At 59.8% G+C, this 15,716-nt stretch carries 14 protein-coding genes; 7 read left to right on the top strand and 7 right to left on the bottom strand.

Features of this window, described 5'->3' with window-relative positions:
- Position 1: 1 nt before the first annotated feature.
- From tssG to tssA, 6 genes are read right to left on the bottom strand one after another with little or no spacing between them, the layout of a single operon-like run.
- The gene (tssG, locus tag ACQRBV_RS20020) at positions 2-1,009 is read right to left on the bottom strand and encodes a type VI secretion system baseplate subunit TssG (protein ID WP_411984277.1); all 1,008 of its coding nucleotides are present in this window, start codon (positions 1,007-1,009) and stop codon (positions 2-4) included.
- A complete protein-coding gene (gene tssF, locus ACQRBV_RS20015) occupies positions 973-2,760 on the bottom strand; it encodes a type VI secretion system baseplate subunit TssF (protein WP_411984278.1) in 1,788 nt (595 codons plus the stop codon). The genes tssG and tssF overlap by 37 nt, the downstream gene beginning before the upstream one ends.
- A complete protein-coding gene (gene tssE, locus ACQRBV_RS20010; RefSeq protein ID WP_411984279.1) occupies positions 2,750-3,151 on the bottom strand; it encodes a type VI secretion system baseplate subunit TssE in 402 nt (133 codons plus the stop codon). The genes tssF and tssE overlap by 11 nt, the downstream gene beginning before the upstream one ends.
- 14 nt (positions 3,152-3,165) lie before the next feature.
- Positions 3,166-4,644 carry a type VI secretion system contractile sheath large subunit gene (gene tssC / locus ACQRBV_RS20005; RefSeq protein WP_411984280.1) on the bottom strand — a complete coding sequence of 493 codons (1,479 nt, stop codon included), beginning with the start codon at positions 4,642-4,644 and terminating at the stop codon, positions 3,166-3,168.
- 27 nt (positions 4,645-4,671) lie between these two features.
- Positions 4,672-5,169: a type VI secretion system contractile sheath small subunit gene (gene tssB / locus ACQRBV_RS20000; protein WP_411984281.1), complete on the bottom strand. Its 498-nt coding sequence runs from the start codon at positions 5,167-5,169 to the stop codon at positions 4,672-4,674.
- A gap of 25 nt (positions 5,170-5,194) precedes the next feature.
- Positions 5,195-6,748, bottom strand: coding sequence for a type VI secretion system protein TssA (gene tssA, locus ACQRBV_RS19995; RefSeq protein WP_411984282.1), 1,554 nt, complete (start codon positions 6,746-6,748; stop codon positions 5,195-5,197).
- Positions 6,749-7,228: 480 nt separating this feature from the next.
- Between tssA and ACQRBV_RS19990 the strand changes: the two genes are divergently transcribed.
- Positions 7,229-7,744, top strand: a complete 516-nt coding sequence (locus ACQRBV_RS19990; RefSeq protein ID WP_090370588.1) for an Hcp family type VI secretion system effector — start codon at positions 7,229-7,231, stop codon at positions 7,742-7,744.
- 478 nt (positions 7,745-8,222) lie between these two features.
- Here the strand turns inward: ACQRBV_RS19990 and ACQRBV_RS19985 are convergent, their stop codons facing one another.
- Positions 8,223-9,044: an aldo/keto reductase gene (locus ACQRBV_RS19985; protein WP_411984283.1), complete on the bottom strand. Its 822-nt coding sequence runs from the start codon at positions 9,042-9,044 to the stop codon at positions 8,223-8,225.
- A gap of 105 nt (positions 9,045-9,149) precedes the next feature.
- Between ACQRBV_RS19985 and ACQRBV_RS19980 the strand changes: the two genes are divergently transcribed.
- The 6 genes from ACQRBV_RS19980 to ACQRBV_RS19955 all read left to right on the top strand — a co-directional run bounded on the left by ACQRBV_RS19980 (position 9,150) and on the right by ACQRBV_RS19955 (position 15,698).
- On the top strand, positions 9,150-9,644 hold the full coding sequence (locus ACQRBV_RS19980) for a DUF1543 domain-containing protein (protein ID WP_411984284.1): 495 nt from the start codon (positions 9,150-9,152) through the stop codon (positions 9,642-9,644).
- Between the two features lie 117 nt (positions 9,645-9,761).
- Positions 9,762-10,043 (top strand): peptidylprolyl isomerase, encoded by a 282-nt coding sequence (locus ACQRBV_RS19975; protein ID WP_090370581.1) that lies wholly within the window; start codon positions 9,762-9,764, stop codon positions 10,041-10,043.
- 130 nt (positions 10,044-10,173) lie between these two features.
- Positions 10,174-12,033, top strand: coding sequence for an extracellular solute-binding protein (locus ACQRBV_RS19970; protein ID WP_411984285.1), 1,860 nt, complete (start codon positions 10,174-10,176; stop codon positions 12,031-12,033).
- Positions 12,033-13,094: a microcin C ABC transporter permease YejB gene (locus ACQRBV_RS19965; RefSeq protein WP_060752575.1), complete on the top strand. Its 1,062-nt coding sequence runs from the start codon at positions 12,033-12,035 to the stop codon at positions 13,092-13,094. Before ACQRBV_RS19970 ends, ACQRBV_RS19965 begins: the two co-directional genes overlap by 1 nt.
- The gene (locus ACQRBV_RS19960) at positions 13,094-14,116 is read left to right on the top strand and encodes an ABC transporter permease (RefSeq protein ID WP_060752574.1); all 1,023 of its coding nucleotides are present in this window, start codon (positions 13,094-13,096) and stop codon (positions 14,114-14,116) included. The genes ACQRBV_RS19965 and ACQRBV_RS19960 overlap by 1 nt, the downstream gene beginning before the upstream one ends.
- A 10-nt stretch (positions 14,117-14,126) precedes the next feature.
- Positions 14,127-15,698, top strand: a complete 1,572-nt coding sequence (locus ACQRBV_RS19955; protein WP_411984286.1) for an ABC transporter ATP-binding protein — start codon at positions 14,127-14,129, stop codon at positions 15,696-15,698.
- Positions 15,699-15,716 lie beyond the last annotated feature (18 nt).

The raw sequence follows: 15,716 nt of genomic DNA, 5'->3' as shown, positions 1-15,716 counted from the left end.
CCTAATGAAAATTACCGGAGAGGGTGACCACACCATCGGCGCGCTCGGTTCCCAGCCAGCTGGTCCAACCCAGGCGACAGACATTGCTCTCACCGATGTGCAACGCCCGCACTTCCCCTTGCGCCAATACCAGCCGCAGGTCGTATTCCAGTGGGTCACGCGTGGCCAGGCGCACCAGCGAACACAAGGGCTGATACGCAGGCCCCATGGGCAGGAACTCGTGAAAGCGCCGCCAACATAGCGCCAGAATGTGCACCCTGAATTTGCCACTGCGGTCGGCAATCCGGTGCCCCAGCACCAGGTCGAGACCGAGCGAGCTGTTGCCGCGGCCCAGTTCATTGCGCTGTGGGTGGGTAATCTCCACCGTGCGTTCGACCCATTGCTCGATCCCTATGAGGTCGTGCTTGAAGTAGTAACGCAGCACCGACTCAATCAAGGCGGCCGAGTGGGCGCGCAGGCTCAAAAGCCCCAGGTAAGGCAGTAAACGCTTGCAGTCGAGTTGCGAGGCCTCTCGTATCGCAGTGCCCCCCAAGCCAATCAGTGCAAACATCTGCTCGGAAAAAGCATCACGGGCCCCCGTTTGGAAACAGGCCCGGTAGCGGTATTTACGCCAGATCGGCAGCATCAGCCGTTGCAGGCGATGGTGAAACAGGTCGAGAAAGTCGCGAGTAGGATTCCCATTCGGCTGCTCGGCAAAGGCCTGCTCGGCATAAAAGGCCGGTAAAGGAGATCCGGCACCGAACAGCCCCAATACGTTGAGGCGCAGGCGAGCACGCAATTGCCCGTGCTCCCTGAAGAACTCCACCCGGTCAATGTCATGCCCTGCAAATCCCAGCCCTGGATTGGCCTGGAACTCCAGTTGGTCGTACAGCGTGTCGTCATCCAGCAACGGATGAGCCTCGCGCAATCGTTCCATCACCTGCAGCACGGCCTGAAATAGCGTGTACTCGCGGATAACCTGGCAGATCAGGGTCAAAGCAGGGGCTGCTGTCCCATCCGGGATGGCCATAGGTACACATCTCCTTGTGTGCTGATGACTCGCAACTCGTGATACGAGTTGAGGCTGGCGTAAAGCGCAAAGAACTCGTTGAGGACCGACGCAAACACAAACATGTCGCCCTGCCCCAGAAAGCCTTGGGGGTCGATGCTCAGGTCCACCCGCAACCCCCGGACGGGCAACCCTCGATGCAATCGATCAACAGCCTCGTGGCTGATGGAACGCAGTGCACCCAAGCGCTTGCGGCTGACTTTCAACGCTTGCCGATCGTGATAACGCGGCAGATCGTAGGTTTCGAGAATCACTTTCAAGGCGTTGATATCGGCCAGCGACAAATAGTTGAGCGACATGTTGCTGATGACTTTCCACAGGAAGTCCTGATCCAGTGGCGGCGCGAAACTTGCGGTGGGCGCCGTGATGTTTCGGAACGTCAATGACTCCGGGGTCTGCTCACTGGGCTGATTGATCTCGCCTGCTCGCAGCCGCCGTGGCAAGTTGCAGTTAGTGCAGGTCAGTTCGACCGATACGGTTTCATGACCTTGTTCGCGACGACGGCCGAATCCCATCCAGGTGTCGAGCCCATCATGCTGCACCGACAGGCGCTGACGAATGCTGTAACTGGGACGCGCCTCCAGAGACTCGGCATCGCCGTCATGCTCGAACGATTCGAACGGCACATACGTCTGGTAGCCCAACCCGCCCGGACGCCAGCCGATGACCCGGTCCACCGCGAACACCGCCGCGTTGCCTGGCGTGTAATCCCCGGGCATCAAGAGGTACTCATCCTGTTTGCAATCCAGCCGAATGGGCACCGCATCCAGCTTGAACAGATTGATGATGGGGGTGCAGTACAGCTTGACGTTGTCCAGGGTGGGCCGCAGGGGGCTGGATGTCTGGGTGCGCAATTCAAAACGCATGACCATGCCGTGCACCTGTTCCAGCGATGCTCGTGGGAGTGTGTGCAGTACATCCAGCCCCGCAATATCGACAAACAGGTACTTCTCGGGAAATGCGAAGTACTCCTGCAAGTGGCGGTAACCACGGAATGTGTTCTGCGGATAGGGAATCAGCGCCTGCTCCTGGGAAAACCCCACCGGTTGAACCTGGCCGGCACCGAGCCTTACCGTCATGGGCTGGCCATCGGGCCACGTCACCTGCGAGCCAGCCTCGTCCAACAGCAATAGATGGATGCCATCCAGATGGCGCAACAGGTCAAGATAAAGCGCCTGGCTCGCGTAGCGGTCGCCAGCCAGATGCAGGCGTAACGAGTCGAACACCAAGTCACCGAAATGCCCTTCGGCACTCATCACCAGGCGCAGGTCCAACCAGGCGCCCTCGCCTCGGCACAGATACTCCAGGCCACACAGTTGCAGTGGCATGACATCCGTGGCGTAGCACGTTCGAAAGCGGCAGCGCTCGCCCTGGATAGCCAGACTCTCGACTGCCGTATCCCGCGCCACACGAACACTGGGGCCCGCGCGTTTCAAAGGGTCAAATTGCAGGATGCTGAACGACGGCAAGGGCCTCATGTAGTTGGGCCACAGCAGATGCATCAAGGAATGCGCCAGCTCCGGCAGTTCGTCCTCCAGCTTCTGGCGCAGACGACCGGTCAGGAACGCAAACCCCTCAAGCAATCGCTCGACGTCCGGGTCCTGGCCCGGCTCCGCGAGAAACGGTGCCAAGGCCGGATTACGCTCGGAAAAACGCCGACCCAGCTGGCGAAGTGCACTGAGTTCGCTCTGAAAATAACGGTTAAAAGCCATCGGTGCCGACCTCAACCCGTCCTGCATCATCCAGGCGTGCATGAAACACGACCGCCTGGTTGACACCGTCGATGGCCATTTCGGCCTCAATGGCAAATGCCAAGGTCAGGGGTTCCCGAGCAAGGGGAGACACCCTGACATGTACATTCGCCAACCTCGGTTCATAAGCCCGGATAAAACGCTCGATCAGCAAGCGCGACCGAGACAGCGACTCGTGCAGGCTGAGCCGCATGTCATTGAGGTCGGGCAGACCATAGTCCGGCAATGTCTGAACACTGCCTGCACGCGTACTGAGCATTTTTCCCAGATGTGCGGCGACGGACATCACGCTGCACGTTCGGCTCGAGCCCTCACATTCCAGGCGCTCGAACAGGCTATTGCGATGGGGCATTCCCTGGCCTCCGCTCATTCTTTATCGAGCTTTCCGACCAGGGACAATGTGAAGTCTGCCCCCATGTACTTGAAGTGCGGGCGCACACTCAAATTGACCCGGTACCAGCCCGGCTCCCCCTCGACATCGCTGACGACAATGCGCGCTGCACGCAATGGCCTACGCCCACGCACCTCGGCACTGGGGTTTTCCTGGTCGGCCACGTATTGGCGAATCCACTTGTTGAGCTCCAGCTCCAGGTCCGTGCGCTCCTTCCACGAGCCCAATTGCTCGCGTTGCAGCACCTTGAGGTAATGGGCCAGGCGGTTCACGACCATCATGTAAGGCAGCTGGGTGCCAAGCCGGTAATTCAGCTCGGCGGCCTTGCCCTCTTCACTGATGCCGAAGGTCTTGGCCTTTTGTACTGAGCTGGCGGAAAAGAACGCTGCGTTGTCACTGCCCTTGCGCATGGTCAGGGCAATGAAGCCCTCTTGCGCGAGTTCATATTCACGCCGATCTGAAACCAGTACCTCGGTAGGAATTTTGGTTTCGATCTCACCCATGCTCTGGAAATGATGCAAGGGAAGATCTTCGACCGCCCCGCCACTCTTTGGGCCGATGATGTTCGGGCACCAGCGAAAACGCGCGAAGCTGTCGGTCAACCGTGTGGCAAACGCGTAGGCGGTATTACCCCATAGATAATGCTCGTGGCTGTTGACCACGTTTTCCTGGTAGGCAAAGGTTCTCACCGGGCATTCCAGGGGATCGTACGGGGTTCGCAGCAGAAAGCGCGGTACGGTCAAGGCAATGTAACGGGCGTCTTCGCTCTGCCGAAAACTTTGCCACTTGGCAAACTGCGGGCCTTCGAAATGGTCTCTGAGGTCCTTCAGATCGGGTAATCCGGTGAAGCTTTCCAGCCCGAAGAAGCTCGGGCCGGCAGCGGCGATGAAAGGGGCATGGGCCATGCACGCGACACTGGCGACGTATTGCATGAGCTTCACATCGGGTGCGCTGGGGGATAGGTAATAATTGGAGATGATCGCGCCTACCGGCTGACCGCCGAACTGGCCGTACTCGGCGCTGTAGATATGCTTGTACAGCCCCGACTGGGTAATTTCCGAGGCGTCTTCAAAATCGTCCAGCAGGTCCGTGCGCGAGACATTCAGCAGTTCGATCTTGATGTTCTCGCGAAAATCGGTGCGTTCGACCAGTAACTGCAACCCTCTCCAGGAAGCCTCCAGCGCCTGGAAATCCGGATGATGCAGAATCTCATCCATTTGTTGACTGAGCTTGATATCGATCTCGGCAATCATCCGGTCGACCAGGTGTTTCTTGACCGGTTCTGCACGGTTGTGCGGCTTGACCAGCTCTTCGATAAACGCCGACACGCCGCGCTTGGCGATGCCGTAAGCCTCGTCGTCGGCGCTCAATAATGTCTGGGCAATAATGTTATCGAGGATGCTGCCCTCGGCGGAGCCTTGCAGGGGCTGCGAGTTGCTTGGGGTGGTCGTCATGCTGTCAGTGTCCTTTTACTGAAAATGTCAGGCGTCTGGATTGTTCAACCCGAGTTCGGCCAGAACCCGAGCGCGGGAACCGTCGTCGGCCAACGCCTGTTCGATGGCTTTGCGAAAACTGGGGGTGTTACCCAGCGGCCCCTTGAGTGCCATCAACGCTTCACGCAGTACCATCAGCTTCTGCAATGCGGGAATTTGCTCGACGAGATGCGCCGGGTTGAAATCCTTCATCGAATTGATCCGCACCTCGACGGCCAGCTCCTCGACGTCAGCCGCCTCCTGCAGGCGATTGGGCACACTCAGCGTCAAGCTGAGCGCCTGTTTCGCCAACACCTCGTCAAGGGTGTTCTTGTCGATGCCGATGGGCTTTCTATCCTCGAGCTTGCGCGGGTCTTCACGCTGGGAGAAATCCCCCAGCACCAGCAACTTCAGCGGTAGCTCGACCTCCTCCTGAACCCCGCCGACCGCAGGTTTGAAGGTGATGTTGATACGTTCCTTGGGGGCTACCGAACCGTCTTTGGCCATGTTGTTTCTCCTTTTTGATCGGGCTTCATTCAAGTACTGCTTCAAGGTCGAAGTGGCACAACCGGCGATGGGTGAGATCCTTGCTTTCGCGCACGGCGTGACTTTGTGGCAAGCGGTCATAGCAGCGATACAGCAGCCGAGCGACTTGCAGAGCCAGTTGCGGCTCCCAGCGTTCGAGCCCGGCGCGTTGCAATTCGAGGTCCAGTTGTTCCAGCTGAACCCTGCCCAGGTCGTGCTTGCCGGCCCGCATGCACAACCGGGCGAGTGCGAGTTGCCAGTGGAAACGGGCCCGTTCGCCGCGTGCCGCCTGCTGCCCTTGCTTGAGCACAGCAACCGCGGCCTTGAGTCCTTCCTTGCGCAGCACCGGCATCACCGCCTGCAAGGCCGCGTCCCAGGACTCGCCTGCCACATCGGGCACAACGCTGGAGGGCTCGGTCCTTTGCAGGTGACGCATGACATGCAGGGTGATCCATTCACAGGTGGCCGGATCCGCGAACGGTGTTCCGTCGTCGAACCTGTAGTCAGGCAAGCCCGGCAGGCGTTGCAGGAGCAAAGCAAAGTGCATTTCCAGCTCGGTCCTGGCGGGCCCTGCCTGCAACGCCTCAAGGCACTCCCAGGCCATACGCAGTCCGTCAAACCAGAACAATGCACCGGCCAGGCTGACTTCAAGCTCCAGCAACAGATCAGCGTAATGACCTTGGCTGAGGCGCTCCTGACAACGCTTGAGTTTGTCGGCAGAGAGCGGGCGCAGAGCCGTAACGCGCTCACCATTGGCGTCGGGATAATTGATGAGCGTCAGCCACGCCAAGGTTCGGCTCAGGCGCAATGCACGCACGTCACTGGCACTCTGGCGCAACCACCAGGCGCACAAAGGACGGGCCTGCTCCTGCAAGGCGCGTAGTAATTTGTGCGCGTCTTTTTCGTTGTTCACCGCCGGCTCCGGCTTGAGCAATTGCGTGGTCGCTTGCTTGACCTGGGCAATCACACTCAAGACACCGCTAGGCTCAGCCGCGCTTCGCGAAGTACGTGCCAAGCGCTCCGACAGCTGCCTGCGGATCGGTAACAACAAGGGTGCGTCCGCTCCAAGATGCTGATCCCATAGCTCATCGAGTCGGATGAGGTGGTCATGCAACGCCTGAAACAACGGCCGCTGATCCAGAAGCGAAAGGTCCTGCGCAAAGAGCTGCTCCAGCCGCAGCACCAACCAGCCCAACGCGGCAACGCGTGTACGCGGCTTGACCGGGTAGACCACAACCCAGTGATGCTCACAGAGATGCCGCAGCAGAGCGAGCCCCGCCAACAGTCCGGCGAATGAATCACGCTGATGAAGGGCCCAGGTCAACCAGACGGCGACTCGCAGGTCCTTGGAATGCTCACGCAAAAAGTGCTCGCTGAGCTCACTGACCTTCTGCCAATCGGGCAGGCTCGCGCCATGAATCGAATGCGCTTTGCCCAGCTCCGCTTCCAGTGCCTCGAACTCGCCTGAAAAGCGCATATCACTTCCAGCAAACGCGTTTGGCGAACACGGTCGCCGCGCCAATTCAAGGTAATAGTCGCAAAGCTTTTCTGAGTAATCCATTTAGAGGCGCACACAACTATCCATCACAGGAAAAGCAAACTAACCGCTTTTTAGATGCGTATCAGAATGCCATTTAACTTTCACCCAGGGAGTGAATGAAGTGTGCGAACACTAGCCATGCCCGAGCCAATCATCAAGCAACAGAAAATCACTTAAGGAATTTCCTACAACCCAATAAAAACAGGGCCTGCGCAACAAATTGCACAGTCAAAACGATCAAAAAATCGCGTCATATCCCAACACTCAACAGTTACAACCCAAACTGCACGAGCAACTAACTGCACATACATGCGCAAACAACTACAAAAAAAATTGCGAAACTCTCACCACAACTTACCAACATTCCCCGATTAACTCTTCCGCCCCCTTATTTCATTGGCCCTTCCAATTTCAGGCACGCTTCTTGTTATAGGAACTACTTGCCCGTCCGGCAACGAAGCCGTTCGGCAATCCCTACTTAATCAGGCAAGGAAACCAGTCATGCCAACACCCGCGTACCTATCCGTCACCGGCGTCAAACAAGGTTTGATTACGGCGGGTACATTCACCCAGGACTCAGTAGGCAATCTTTTTCAGGAAGGTCATGAAGATCAGATCCTGGTGCAGGCATTTGCTCACCAGGTGATCATTCCCCGCGACCCGCAATCAGGCCAGCCGACGGGGCAACGGGTACATAAGCCCCTCATGATCAGCAAGATTTTCGACAAATCTTCACCGCTGCTATTCAGCGCACTGACCTCAGGCGAAGAAGTGTCATGCCGGCTCGAATGGTTCCGCACTTCGTCAGCCGGAACCCAGGAACACTACTTCACCATGGAGCTCGAGGGCGCGACCATCGTGGACATTCAATCGCGCATGCCCAACTGCCAGGACCCTGACAACGCGCATTTCACCCATCTGGAGGATGTGTATTTCACCTATCGCAAAATCGTCTGGACCCACGAAGTCGCCGGCACGTCCGGCTCTGATGACTGGCGCAGCCCAGTGGCCAGTTAAGTAAGGCTCCCGCAGGACCGGCAGCCAGGGAAGGCGCCGCTCCTGCTGCTGGAGGCGTGGGTACCTACAGCAACAACGGCCGTGACGCACTGTCTGCCGTGTTTTGATGTTGCTTTTGATCTGCTCTAGATCTGCTTTGGATCTTGATCTCAGGCGCCCCGTTAAACCACGCTGGCCGAACGCAGGTTTGAATCCGTGGGTAACCCGGCAGGACGCCGGGTTAGCCGCCCCGCGCCATGGATGGCGCGTGGTGGCGGCCCACGGATTCAAGCCTGTGTTCGGGCACACCGAGCCTGAGCGAGGTGCCGAGTGGTGGGGCAAAGGCCTTTTGCTTACTTTTGGGCCTTTCCAAAAGTGAGCCGCTGTAAGAGCGGAACCCTAAGCCGCCGTTATCGCAGCAATGGATATGTACACAACCCATTCCGACACCCTGGTCGGCCCATAGGCCGCCACGGGAGCAAGCCCCCTCACCACAGGGCTACACCATCGCCAACGGATGCTTACGCCTGGGCGCACCAAATACACGATCAATCGCATCCAGATCATGCTCATCCAACACCAGTTTCGCAGCCCCGGCATTAAGCCGCACATGCTCGGGCTTGACCGCCTTGGGGATCGCAATCACCCCCTCCTGACGCAAAACCCAAGCAAGGCAAACCTGGGCAGGCGTCACACCATGACGATGAGCAACCTGTTTGAGCGTGGAACTGGACAACAGCTCACCGCCTTGCGCAATCGGGCAATAAGCCATCAACGGCAAATGATGTTGCTGCCACCACGGCAGCAAGTCGAACTCGATACCGCGCTCTTCGATGTTGTAGAGCACCTGGTTGGTCGCACAGGCCGGCGATGCCAGCTCCTGCAGGTCGGCGACATCAAAATTGGAGACACCCCAACGGCCGATCTTGCCGGCCTCACGCAGGCGCTCGAACGCCTCGACGGTTTCTTCAAGGGGGTACTGGCCACGCCAATGCAACAGATACAAGTCAATGTAGTCCGTGCCCAAGCGTTGCAGGCTGGCTTCGCAGGCCCGTGGAACGCCCTGGTGACTGGCATTGTGAGGGTACACCTTGCTGACCAGGAACACCTGCTCACGCCTGCCGCGAATGGCTTCGCCGACCACCCGTTCGGCGCCGCCCTCGCCGTACATTTCGGCGGTATCGATCAGGCGCATGCCCTCGTCGATACCCAACTGCAGCGCGGCCACTTCGGCGCGCTGCTGGTCCGGGTTTTCGCCCATGCGCCAGGTCCCCTGGCCGATGACCGGCACAGGAACGCCAGCCAGATCAATGGTACGCATGACAATCTCCTGATGAGTTCGCAGGTCTAGAGTGTGGCACTGAGCGGACAGAAGGGTTCAATCGAAGTATGGTTACGTTTTGCCCACTCGCCAGGAAGCTCTCCCATGCTGTTTGTAGTGATGCTCGGGGGCAAGCACCCCAGGGCCAGAATCGAAGTGCACGATGTGGTCTTTACCGTGGCGGATACGCTGCAAGCCACTTATCCGCAATTGCGCGACAACTGGTTCGGCAGCCCGTCCGGTATGCACATCGATGCGTGGATGGCGGTCGACGGTGTGGATGGCTGGAAAGTCGAAGTGAGCCACCTGGCGCCAAGCGCCGATGCCCAGCGGTTGTACTTCATCAACCTCGGCGGCTATGAAGCCGGCGCCTTTGGCGAAGCTCATCACTACGTGCTGGTCGTGGCCCGCAACCCGCAGGAAGCCAAGGCCAAAGGCAAACAGAAGATGCTGAGCCACTGGTCTCTGGCCCACACCGACCGTGTGATGGATGTCGACGACTGCCTGCCCATCGACCTGGTGGACGGCCGCTATATTCACCTCGTACAAGGCTCGCATCGCCCCATCATTCAGCAAAATGACTATATCGTCCTGGGCTGAGCACAGGCAGTTCCTGGGCGTTCATGGATGACCGCTGGTTCATCGGATCGGAACTTTGCCAGGAAATAACCGCCTGAATCCGGTAGGCTCACCCTTTTCATTCAAGGAGTTACTCCCATGGCCAAAGCCACCGCCCGTCATATCCTCGTTTCCACCGAAGACAAGTGCAACGAACTGAAGGCCCAAATCGAAGGCGGCGCTGATTTCGCAGAAATCGCCAAAGCCAACTCCAGCTGCCCTTCCAGCCGTCAAGGCGGTGACCTGGGTTCGTTCGGTCCAGGCCAGATGGTCAAGGAATTCGACACCGTCGTATTCAGCGCCCCGATCAATACCGTGCAAGGCCCGGTGAAGACCCAGTTCGGTTATCACCTGCTGGAAGTCACCAGCCGCCAGGACTGATCCCGTCCGCGCTGATGCGATAAACAACGGCCCGCCTCTTGGTGGGCCGTTGTGCATGTGATGACTGGCGACACGGATGCCGTTAGCGTACAAATCCCTATTCTTCTTCACCCGGCGTTCAAGGCTGATAATGCGATTGGCTTTTTCCAGACTGCTCAGTACCTCCCTGGCCCTGCTGCTGGCCAGTACCGCCGTGATCGCGGCCCCGCAGACCTACCTGACGGTGTACGGCGAACCGGCCAAGTATCCCGCCGGCTTCAGCCACTTCGACTATGTCAACCCCGAGGCCCCCAAGGGCGGCAGCCTGCGGCGCTCGGCCATCGAGATCGGGCGCTTCGACCATGTGCTGCCGTATATCGACAAAGGCATCGGCGTATCCCAGGTCGACGGCTGGCTCTATGCGCCCCTCGCCCAGCGCTCCCTGGATGAACCCTACACCGTGTATGGCCTGGTGGCAGAGAAGATGGAGCGCGCCGATGACGGTTTGTCCTTGCGCTTCTTCCTCAACCCCAAGGCACGCTTCGCCGATGGCACGCCGATCACTGCCGAAGACGTGCGCTACAGCTTCGACCTGCTGATGACCCAAGGCAGCCTGCGCTTTCGGACGCTGTTCGCCGACGTCAAGCACGTCGAAGTCGAAGGCGAGCGCCAGGTGCGTTTCGACTTTTCCAGCAATGAAAACCGCACCCTGCCCCTGGATGTCGCCACCCTGCCGGTGTTTCCCGAGCACTGGTGGAAAACCCGCGACTTCGCCAACGGTGGCGGCTACGAAGCCCCACTGGGCAGTGGCCCGTACACCATCAGCAAGATCGACTCCGGCAGCACCATCACCTTTACCCGCGACCCCAACTGGTGGGGCAAGGACCTTGCGGTCAGCCGTGGCCTGTACAACTTCGACCACCTGAGCCTGGAATATTTCGGCGACACCGAAGTCGCCCGCCAGGTGCTGCGCGGTGGCGCCTATGATTTCAACCGCGAGTTTTCCGCCACCGGCTATTCCATCGGCTACAACGGGCCGGCCCTGGACGATGGCCGCCTGCAACGCGCCCATTTGGCCAAGGAAATGCCGCAACCGGCCCAGGGCTATGTGTTCAACGTGCAAAAACCGATGTTCAAGGACCGCCGCGTGCGCCAGGCCCTGGCAATGCTGTGGGATTTCGAATGGGCCAACCGGCAGATGATGCGCAATATGTATATCCGCCAGCAGAGCTTCTTCTCCAACAGCCCGCTGGCCGCCAGCCAACCGCCCACACAGGAGGAACTGGCGATTCTCGAACCCTTGCGTGGGCAAGTGCCCGACGAGGTGTTCACCCAGGTTTTCAAGGCACCGGTCACCGACGGCAGCGGCATGATCCGCGACAAACAGCTGCAAGCGCTGGCCCTGCTGGAAGAAGCCGGTTGGAAACCCGACGGTGACAAACTGGTCAACGCCGACGGCGAAGCGCTGGAGTTCACCTTTCTCAGCGCCCAGGCCGGGCTGGAACGCCTGCTGCTACCGTACAAGCGCAACCTGGCGCAGATCGGCATCACCCTGAATATCCGGCGCATCGACGCTTCCCAATACGTGAATCGAATCATGGCCCGAGACTACGACATGATCGTGATCGGCTTCCCGGTCACCACCTCACCCGGCATGGAGCTGTACAACTACTTCGGTTCAGCTGCGGCCTACGATCCAGGCGCCAACAACTACGCGGTGCTCAAGGACCCGGCCGTCGACACGTTGATCAAGGGTCTGGTCAAAGCCGACACCCAAGCCCAGATGCTCACCTACGCCCACGCCCTGGACCGGGTGCTGCAGTGGAACTACCTGTGGATTCCCAACTACTACCCGCCCGGCACCTCGGCGGCCTGGTGGAACCGCTTCGGCCGCCCCGCCATCGAGGCCAAAAACGACGAAGCCCTGGAAACCTGGTGGGAGATCAGTCCGACACCGTTGACCAATGAGCAAATGAACGCCGAATTGAAAAAACGCGGAGCGACCCACTGATGTTTGCCTACATCGTACGGCGCCTGCTGCTGATCATCCCGACGCTGGTGATCATCCTGCTGGTGAATTTCGTGATCGTACAGGCCGCGCCCGGTGGCCCGGTGGAACAGGCCATCGCCCACTTGCAGGGGATCGGCGGTGGTGGCGTCGGCGGCTCGTCCGGCGAAAGCGTCAGCGGCGGCTCGCGCGCCAGCCGGGGCCTGGACCCGAAGCTGATCGCCGACATCGAGAAACAGTACGGCTTCGACAAGCCCGCGCCGGAACGCCTGTGGCTGATGCTCAAGAGCTATGCCCAACTGGACTTTGGCAATAGTTTCTTTCGCGGCAAGACTGTGATCGACCTGATCCTCGAAAAAATGCCGGTGACCATTTCTCTCGGCCTGTGGGCCACGCTGATCACCTACCTGGTGTCGATCCCCCTGGGGATTCGCAAGGCCGTGCGCCATGGCAGCAGTTTCGACGTGTGGAGCAGCACCGCGATTGTCATCGGCTATGCCATGCCGGCGTTCCTGTTCGCCATGTTCCTGATCGTGCTCTTTGCCGGCGGCACTTCGTTGAACTGGTTCCCGGTGCGCGGACTGGTGTCGGAAAACTTCGAAGAGCTGAGCACCGTGGGCAAAATCGCCGACTATTTCTGGCATCTGGTCTTGCCGGTCACCTCATTGGTGATCGGCGGGTTCGCCACGCTGACTATCCTGACCAAGAACTCGTTCCTCAATGAAATCACGCGCCAGTACGTGGTGACCGCCCGCGCCAAGGGCTTGAGCGAGCGACGCGTGCTGTACGGGCATGTGTTCCGCAATGCGATGTTGTTAGTGATCTCGGGCATTCCCCAAGCGTTTATCGCGGTGTTCTTTGCCGGCTCGCTGCTGATCGAGGTGATCTTTTCCCTCGATGGCCTGGGCCGCATGAGCTACGAAGCGGCGGTGTCCCGCGATTACCCGGTGGTGTTCGGCTCGCTGTTTATCTTCACCCTGTTCGGGCTCTTGATAAAACTGATCGGCGACCTCTGCTACACCCTGGTGGACCCGCGTATCGACTTCGCCGCGAGGAACGCCTGATGCTCAATCTTTCCCCCGTTGCCCGTCGGCGTTTCGAGCGTTTCAAGAAGAACCGTCGCGGCTGGTGGTCACTGTGGCTGTTTATCGGGCTGTTTATCCTGACATTGGGCGGCGAGCTGATCGCCAATGACAAGCCCCTGGTGCTCAGCTACAAGAACGAGCTGTATTTCCCGGTCTTCAAGCGCTACACCGAACAGCAGTTCGGCGGGCAGTTGCCGTTCCAGGCCGATTACCGCAGCGACTACGTGCAAAAGCTGATCAAGCAGGACGGCGGCTGGATGCTGTTCCCGCCGATTCCGTTCAGCGACGACACGCCCAACTACGAACTGACCCGCCCAGCCCCCAGCCCACCGTCTGCGGTGAACTGGCTGGGCACCGATGACCAGGCGCGGGATGTGCTGGCGCGGGTGATCTTCGGCGCCCGGGTGTCGATCCTGTTTGCCCTGGCGCTCACCGCCATCAGCGCCGCTATCGGCATCGCTGCCGGCGCATTGCAAGGCTTTTACGGCGGCTGGGTCGACCTGCTCGGCCAGCGCATCCTCGAGGTGTGGTCCGGGTTGCCGGTGCTCTACCTGCTGATCATCCTGTCGGGTTTCGTCGAGCCGAATTTCTGGTGGCTGCTGGGGATCATGGCGTTGTTTTCCTGGCTGGCCCTGGTGGACGTGGTGCGTGCCGAGTTCCTGCGCGGACGCAATCTGGAATACGTCAAGGCCGCACGGGCATTGGGCCTGGGCAATGGCAAGATCATTCGCCGGCATATCCTGCCCAACGCCATGACCGCCACCCTGAGCTACCTGCCGTTTATCCTGACCGGGGCGATTTCCACTTTGAGCGCCCTGGACTTCCTCGGCTTCGGCATGCCTGCGGGCAGCGCCTCCCTGGGCGAGCTGATCGCCCAGGGCAAGCAGAACCTGCAAGCGCCCTGGCTGGGCCTGACGGCGTTTTTCAGCCTGGCGCTGATCTTGTCGCTGCTCGTCTTTATCGGTGAGGCATTACGTGATGCCTTCGACCCACGTTCATGAGTGACGCCGTATGAACCTGATCGAAATCCGCGACCTCAGCGTCGCTTTCAGCGGCCAGACCGTGGTGCGCAACCTGAGCCTGGATATCCGTCCTGGCGAATGCCTGGCGCTGGTGGGTGAATCGGGCTCGGGCAAGTCGGTGACGGCGCATTCGATCCTGCAACTGCTGCCCGAAGCCGGTACGCGCACCACAGGCTCGGTGAAGTACCGTGGCCAGGAGTTGATCGGGGCGTCGCCAGCCACCCTGCAAAAGCTGCGTGGCAACCGGATTGCAATGATCTTCCAGGAGCCGATGACGTCCCTCAACCCGCTGCACAGCATCGAAAAACAGATCGGCGAAACCTTGCTGCTGCACAAGGGCCTGGGCGGCAAAGCAGCACAGGCGCGCATCCTTCAATTGCTCGACCTGGTGGGCATCCAGAAACCCCAGAAGCGGCTCAAGGCTTACCCGCACCAACTCTCCGGTGGCCAGCGCCAGCGGGTGATGATCGCCATGGCCCTGGCGTGCGAGCCGGAACTGTTGATCGCCGACGAACCGACCACCGCGCTGGACGTCACCGTACAACGCAAGATCCTGCTGCTGCTCAAGTCCCTGCAGGAACGCCTGGGCATGTCGCTGCTATTGATCAGTCACGACCTCAACTTGGTCCGCAGCATTGCTCAACGCGTGTGCGTGATGCGCGCCGGGGACATTGTCGAGCAGGCGGACTGCCAGACCTTGTTCAACGCACCGCAGCACCCTTACAGCCGCCTGCTGCTGGACGCCGAGCCGAGCGGTGACGTGCTGTGCCGTGATGAACGCGAAACGGTGTTGCAGGTGGACGACCTGAGCGTGCAATTCCCGCTCGGCGGCGGTCTGTTTCGACGCAAGACCTACCTGCGCGCAGTGGATGGCATCAGCCTCAGCGTACAGCGCGGCAAGACCCTGGGGATTGTCGGCGAATCCGGCTCGGGCAAATCCACCCTGGGCCAGGCGATCCTGCGTCTGCTGGAGTCCACCGGCAGCATCCGCTTCCAGGGCGCGGCCCTCGACCCGCTGAACCCTCAGCAGATGCGCCCGTGGCGCAAGCAGATGCAGGTGGTGTTCCAGGACCCCTATGGCAGCCTCAGCCCGCGCATGTCGGTGCAGCAGATCATCAGCGAAGGCCTGGAAGTGCATGCGCCGTGCAGCCTGGAAGATCGCGACGCCCAGGTGATCCAGGTGCTCAAGGATGTGGGCCTCGACCCAGAGAGCCGGCATCGTTACCCCCATGAGTTTTCCGGCGGCCAGCGTCAACGCATCGCCATCGCCCGCGCATTGGTGCTCAAGCCTGCACTGATGCTGCTCGACGAACCCACTTCGGCACTCGACCGGACAGTGCAGAAACAGGTGGTAGCGTTGCTGCGTGAGTTGCAGGAAAAGTACGGCCTGACCTACCTGTTTATCAGCCATGACCTGGCCGTGGTACGCGCCATGGCCCATGACATGATTGTGATCAAGGACGGCAAAGTGGTGGAGCGCGGCGCGAGCCACGACGTGTTCGATGCACCGCAACACCCGTACACCAAAGAGCTGCTGGCAGCGGCGCACATCCCCTTGTAGGAGCGAGCTTGCTCGCGA

Source organism: Pseudomonas sp. R11F (genome assembly GCF_050312575.1).
Lineage (GTDB): Bacteria > Pseudomonadota > Gammaproteobacteria > Pseudomonadales > Pseudomonadaceae > Aquipseudomonas > Aquipseudomonas palleroniana.
The sequence above is the reverse complement of the archived record's forward strand: the minus strand, read 5'-3'. Positions and strand labels throughout refer to the sequence as shown.

Excerpts from the sequence above, each read along its gene's own strand:
- tssG (WP_411984277.1), bottom strand. The coding sequence starts at position 1,009 with ATGGCCATCCCGGATGGGACAGCAGCCCCTGCTTTGACCCTGATCTGC.
- tssF (WP_411984278.1), bottom strand. The coding sequence starts at position 2,760 with ATGGCTTTTAACCGTTATTTTCAGAGCGAACTCAGTGCACTTCGCCAG.
- tssE (WP_411984279.1), bottom strand. The coding sequence starts at position 3,151 with ATGCCCCATCGCAATAGCCTGTTCGAGCGCCTGGAATGTGAGGGCTCG.
- tssC (WP_411984280.1), bottom strand. The coding sequence starts at position 4,644 with ATGACGACCACCCCAAGCAACTCGCAGCCCCTGCAAGGCTCCGCCGAG.
- tssB (WP_411984281.1), bottom strand. The coding sequence starts at position 5,169 with ATGGCCAAAGACGGTTCGGTAGCCCCCAAGGAACGTATCAACATCACC.
- tssA (WP_411984282.1), bottom strand. The coding sequence starts at position 6,748 with ATGGATTACTCAGAAAAGCTTTGCGACTATTACCTTGAATTGGCGCGG.
- ACQRBV_RS19990 (WP_090370588.1), top strand. The coding sequence starts at position 7,229 with ATGCCAACACCCGCGTACCTATCCGTCACCGGCGTCAAACAAGGTTTG.
- ACQRBV_RS19985 (WP_411984283.1), bottom strand. The coding sequence starts at position 9,044 with ATGCGTACCATTGATCTGGCTGGCGTTCCTGTGCCGGTCATCGGCCAG.
- ACQRBV_RS19980 (WP_411984284.1), top strand. The coding sequence starts at position 9,150 with ATGCTGTTTGTAGTGATGCTCGGGGGCAAGCACCCCAGGGCCAGAATC.
- ACQRBV_RS19975 (WP_090370581.1), top strand. The coding sequence starts at position 9,762 with ATGGCCAAAGCCACCGCCCGTCATATCCTCGTTTCCACCGAAGACAAG.
- ACQRBV_RS19970 (WP_411984285.1), top strand. The coding sequence starts at position 10,174 with ATGCGATTGGCTTTTTCCAGACTGCTCAGTACCTCCCTGGCCCTGCTG.
- ACQRBV_RS19965 (WP_060752575.1), top strand. The coding sequence starts at position 12,033 with ATGTTTGCCTACATCGTACGGCGCCTGCTGCTGATCATCCCGACGCTG.
- ACQRBV_RS19960 (WP_060752574.1), top strand. The coding sequence starts at position 13,094 with ATGCTCAATCTTTCCCCCGTTGCCCGTCGGCGTTTCGAGCGTTTCAAG.
- ACQRBV_RS19955 (WP_411984286.1), top strand. The coding sequence starts at position 14,127 with ATGAACCTGATCGAAATCCGCGACCTCAGCGTCGCTTTCAGCGGCCAG.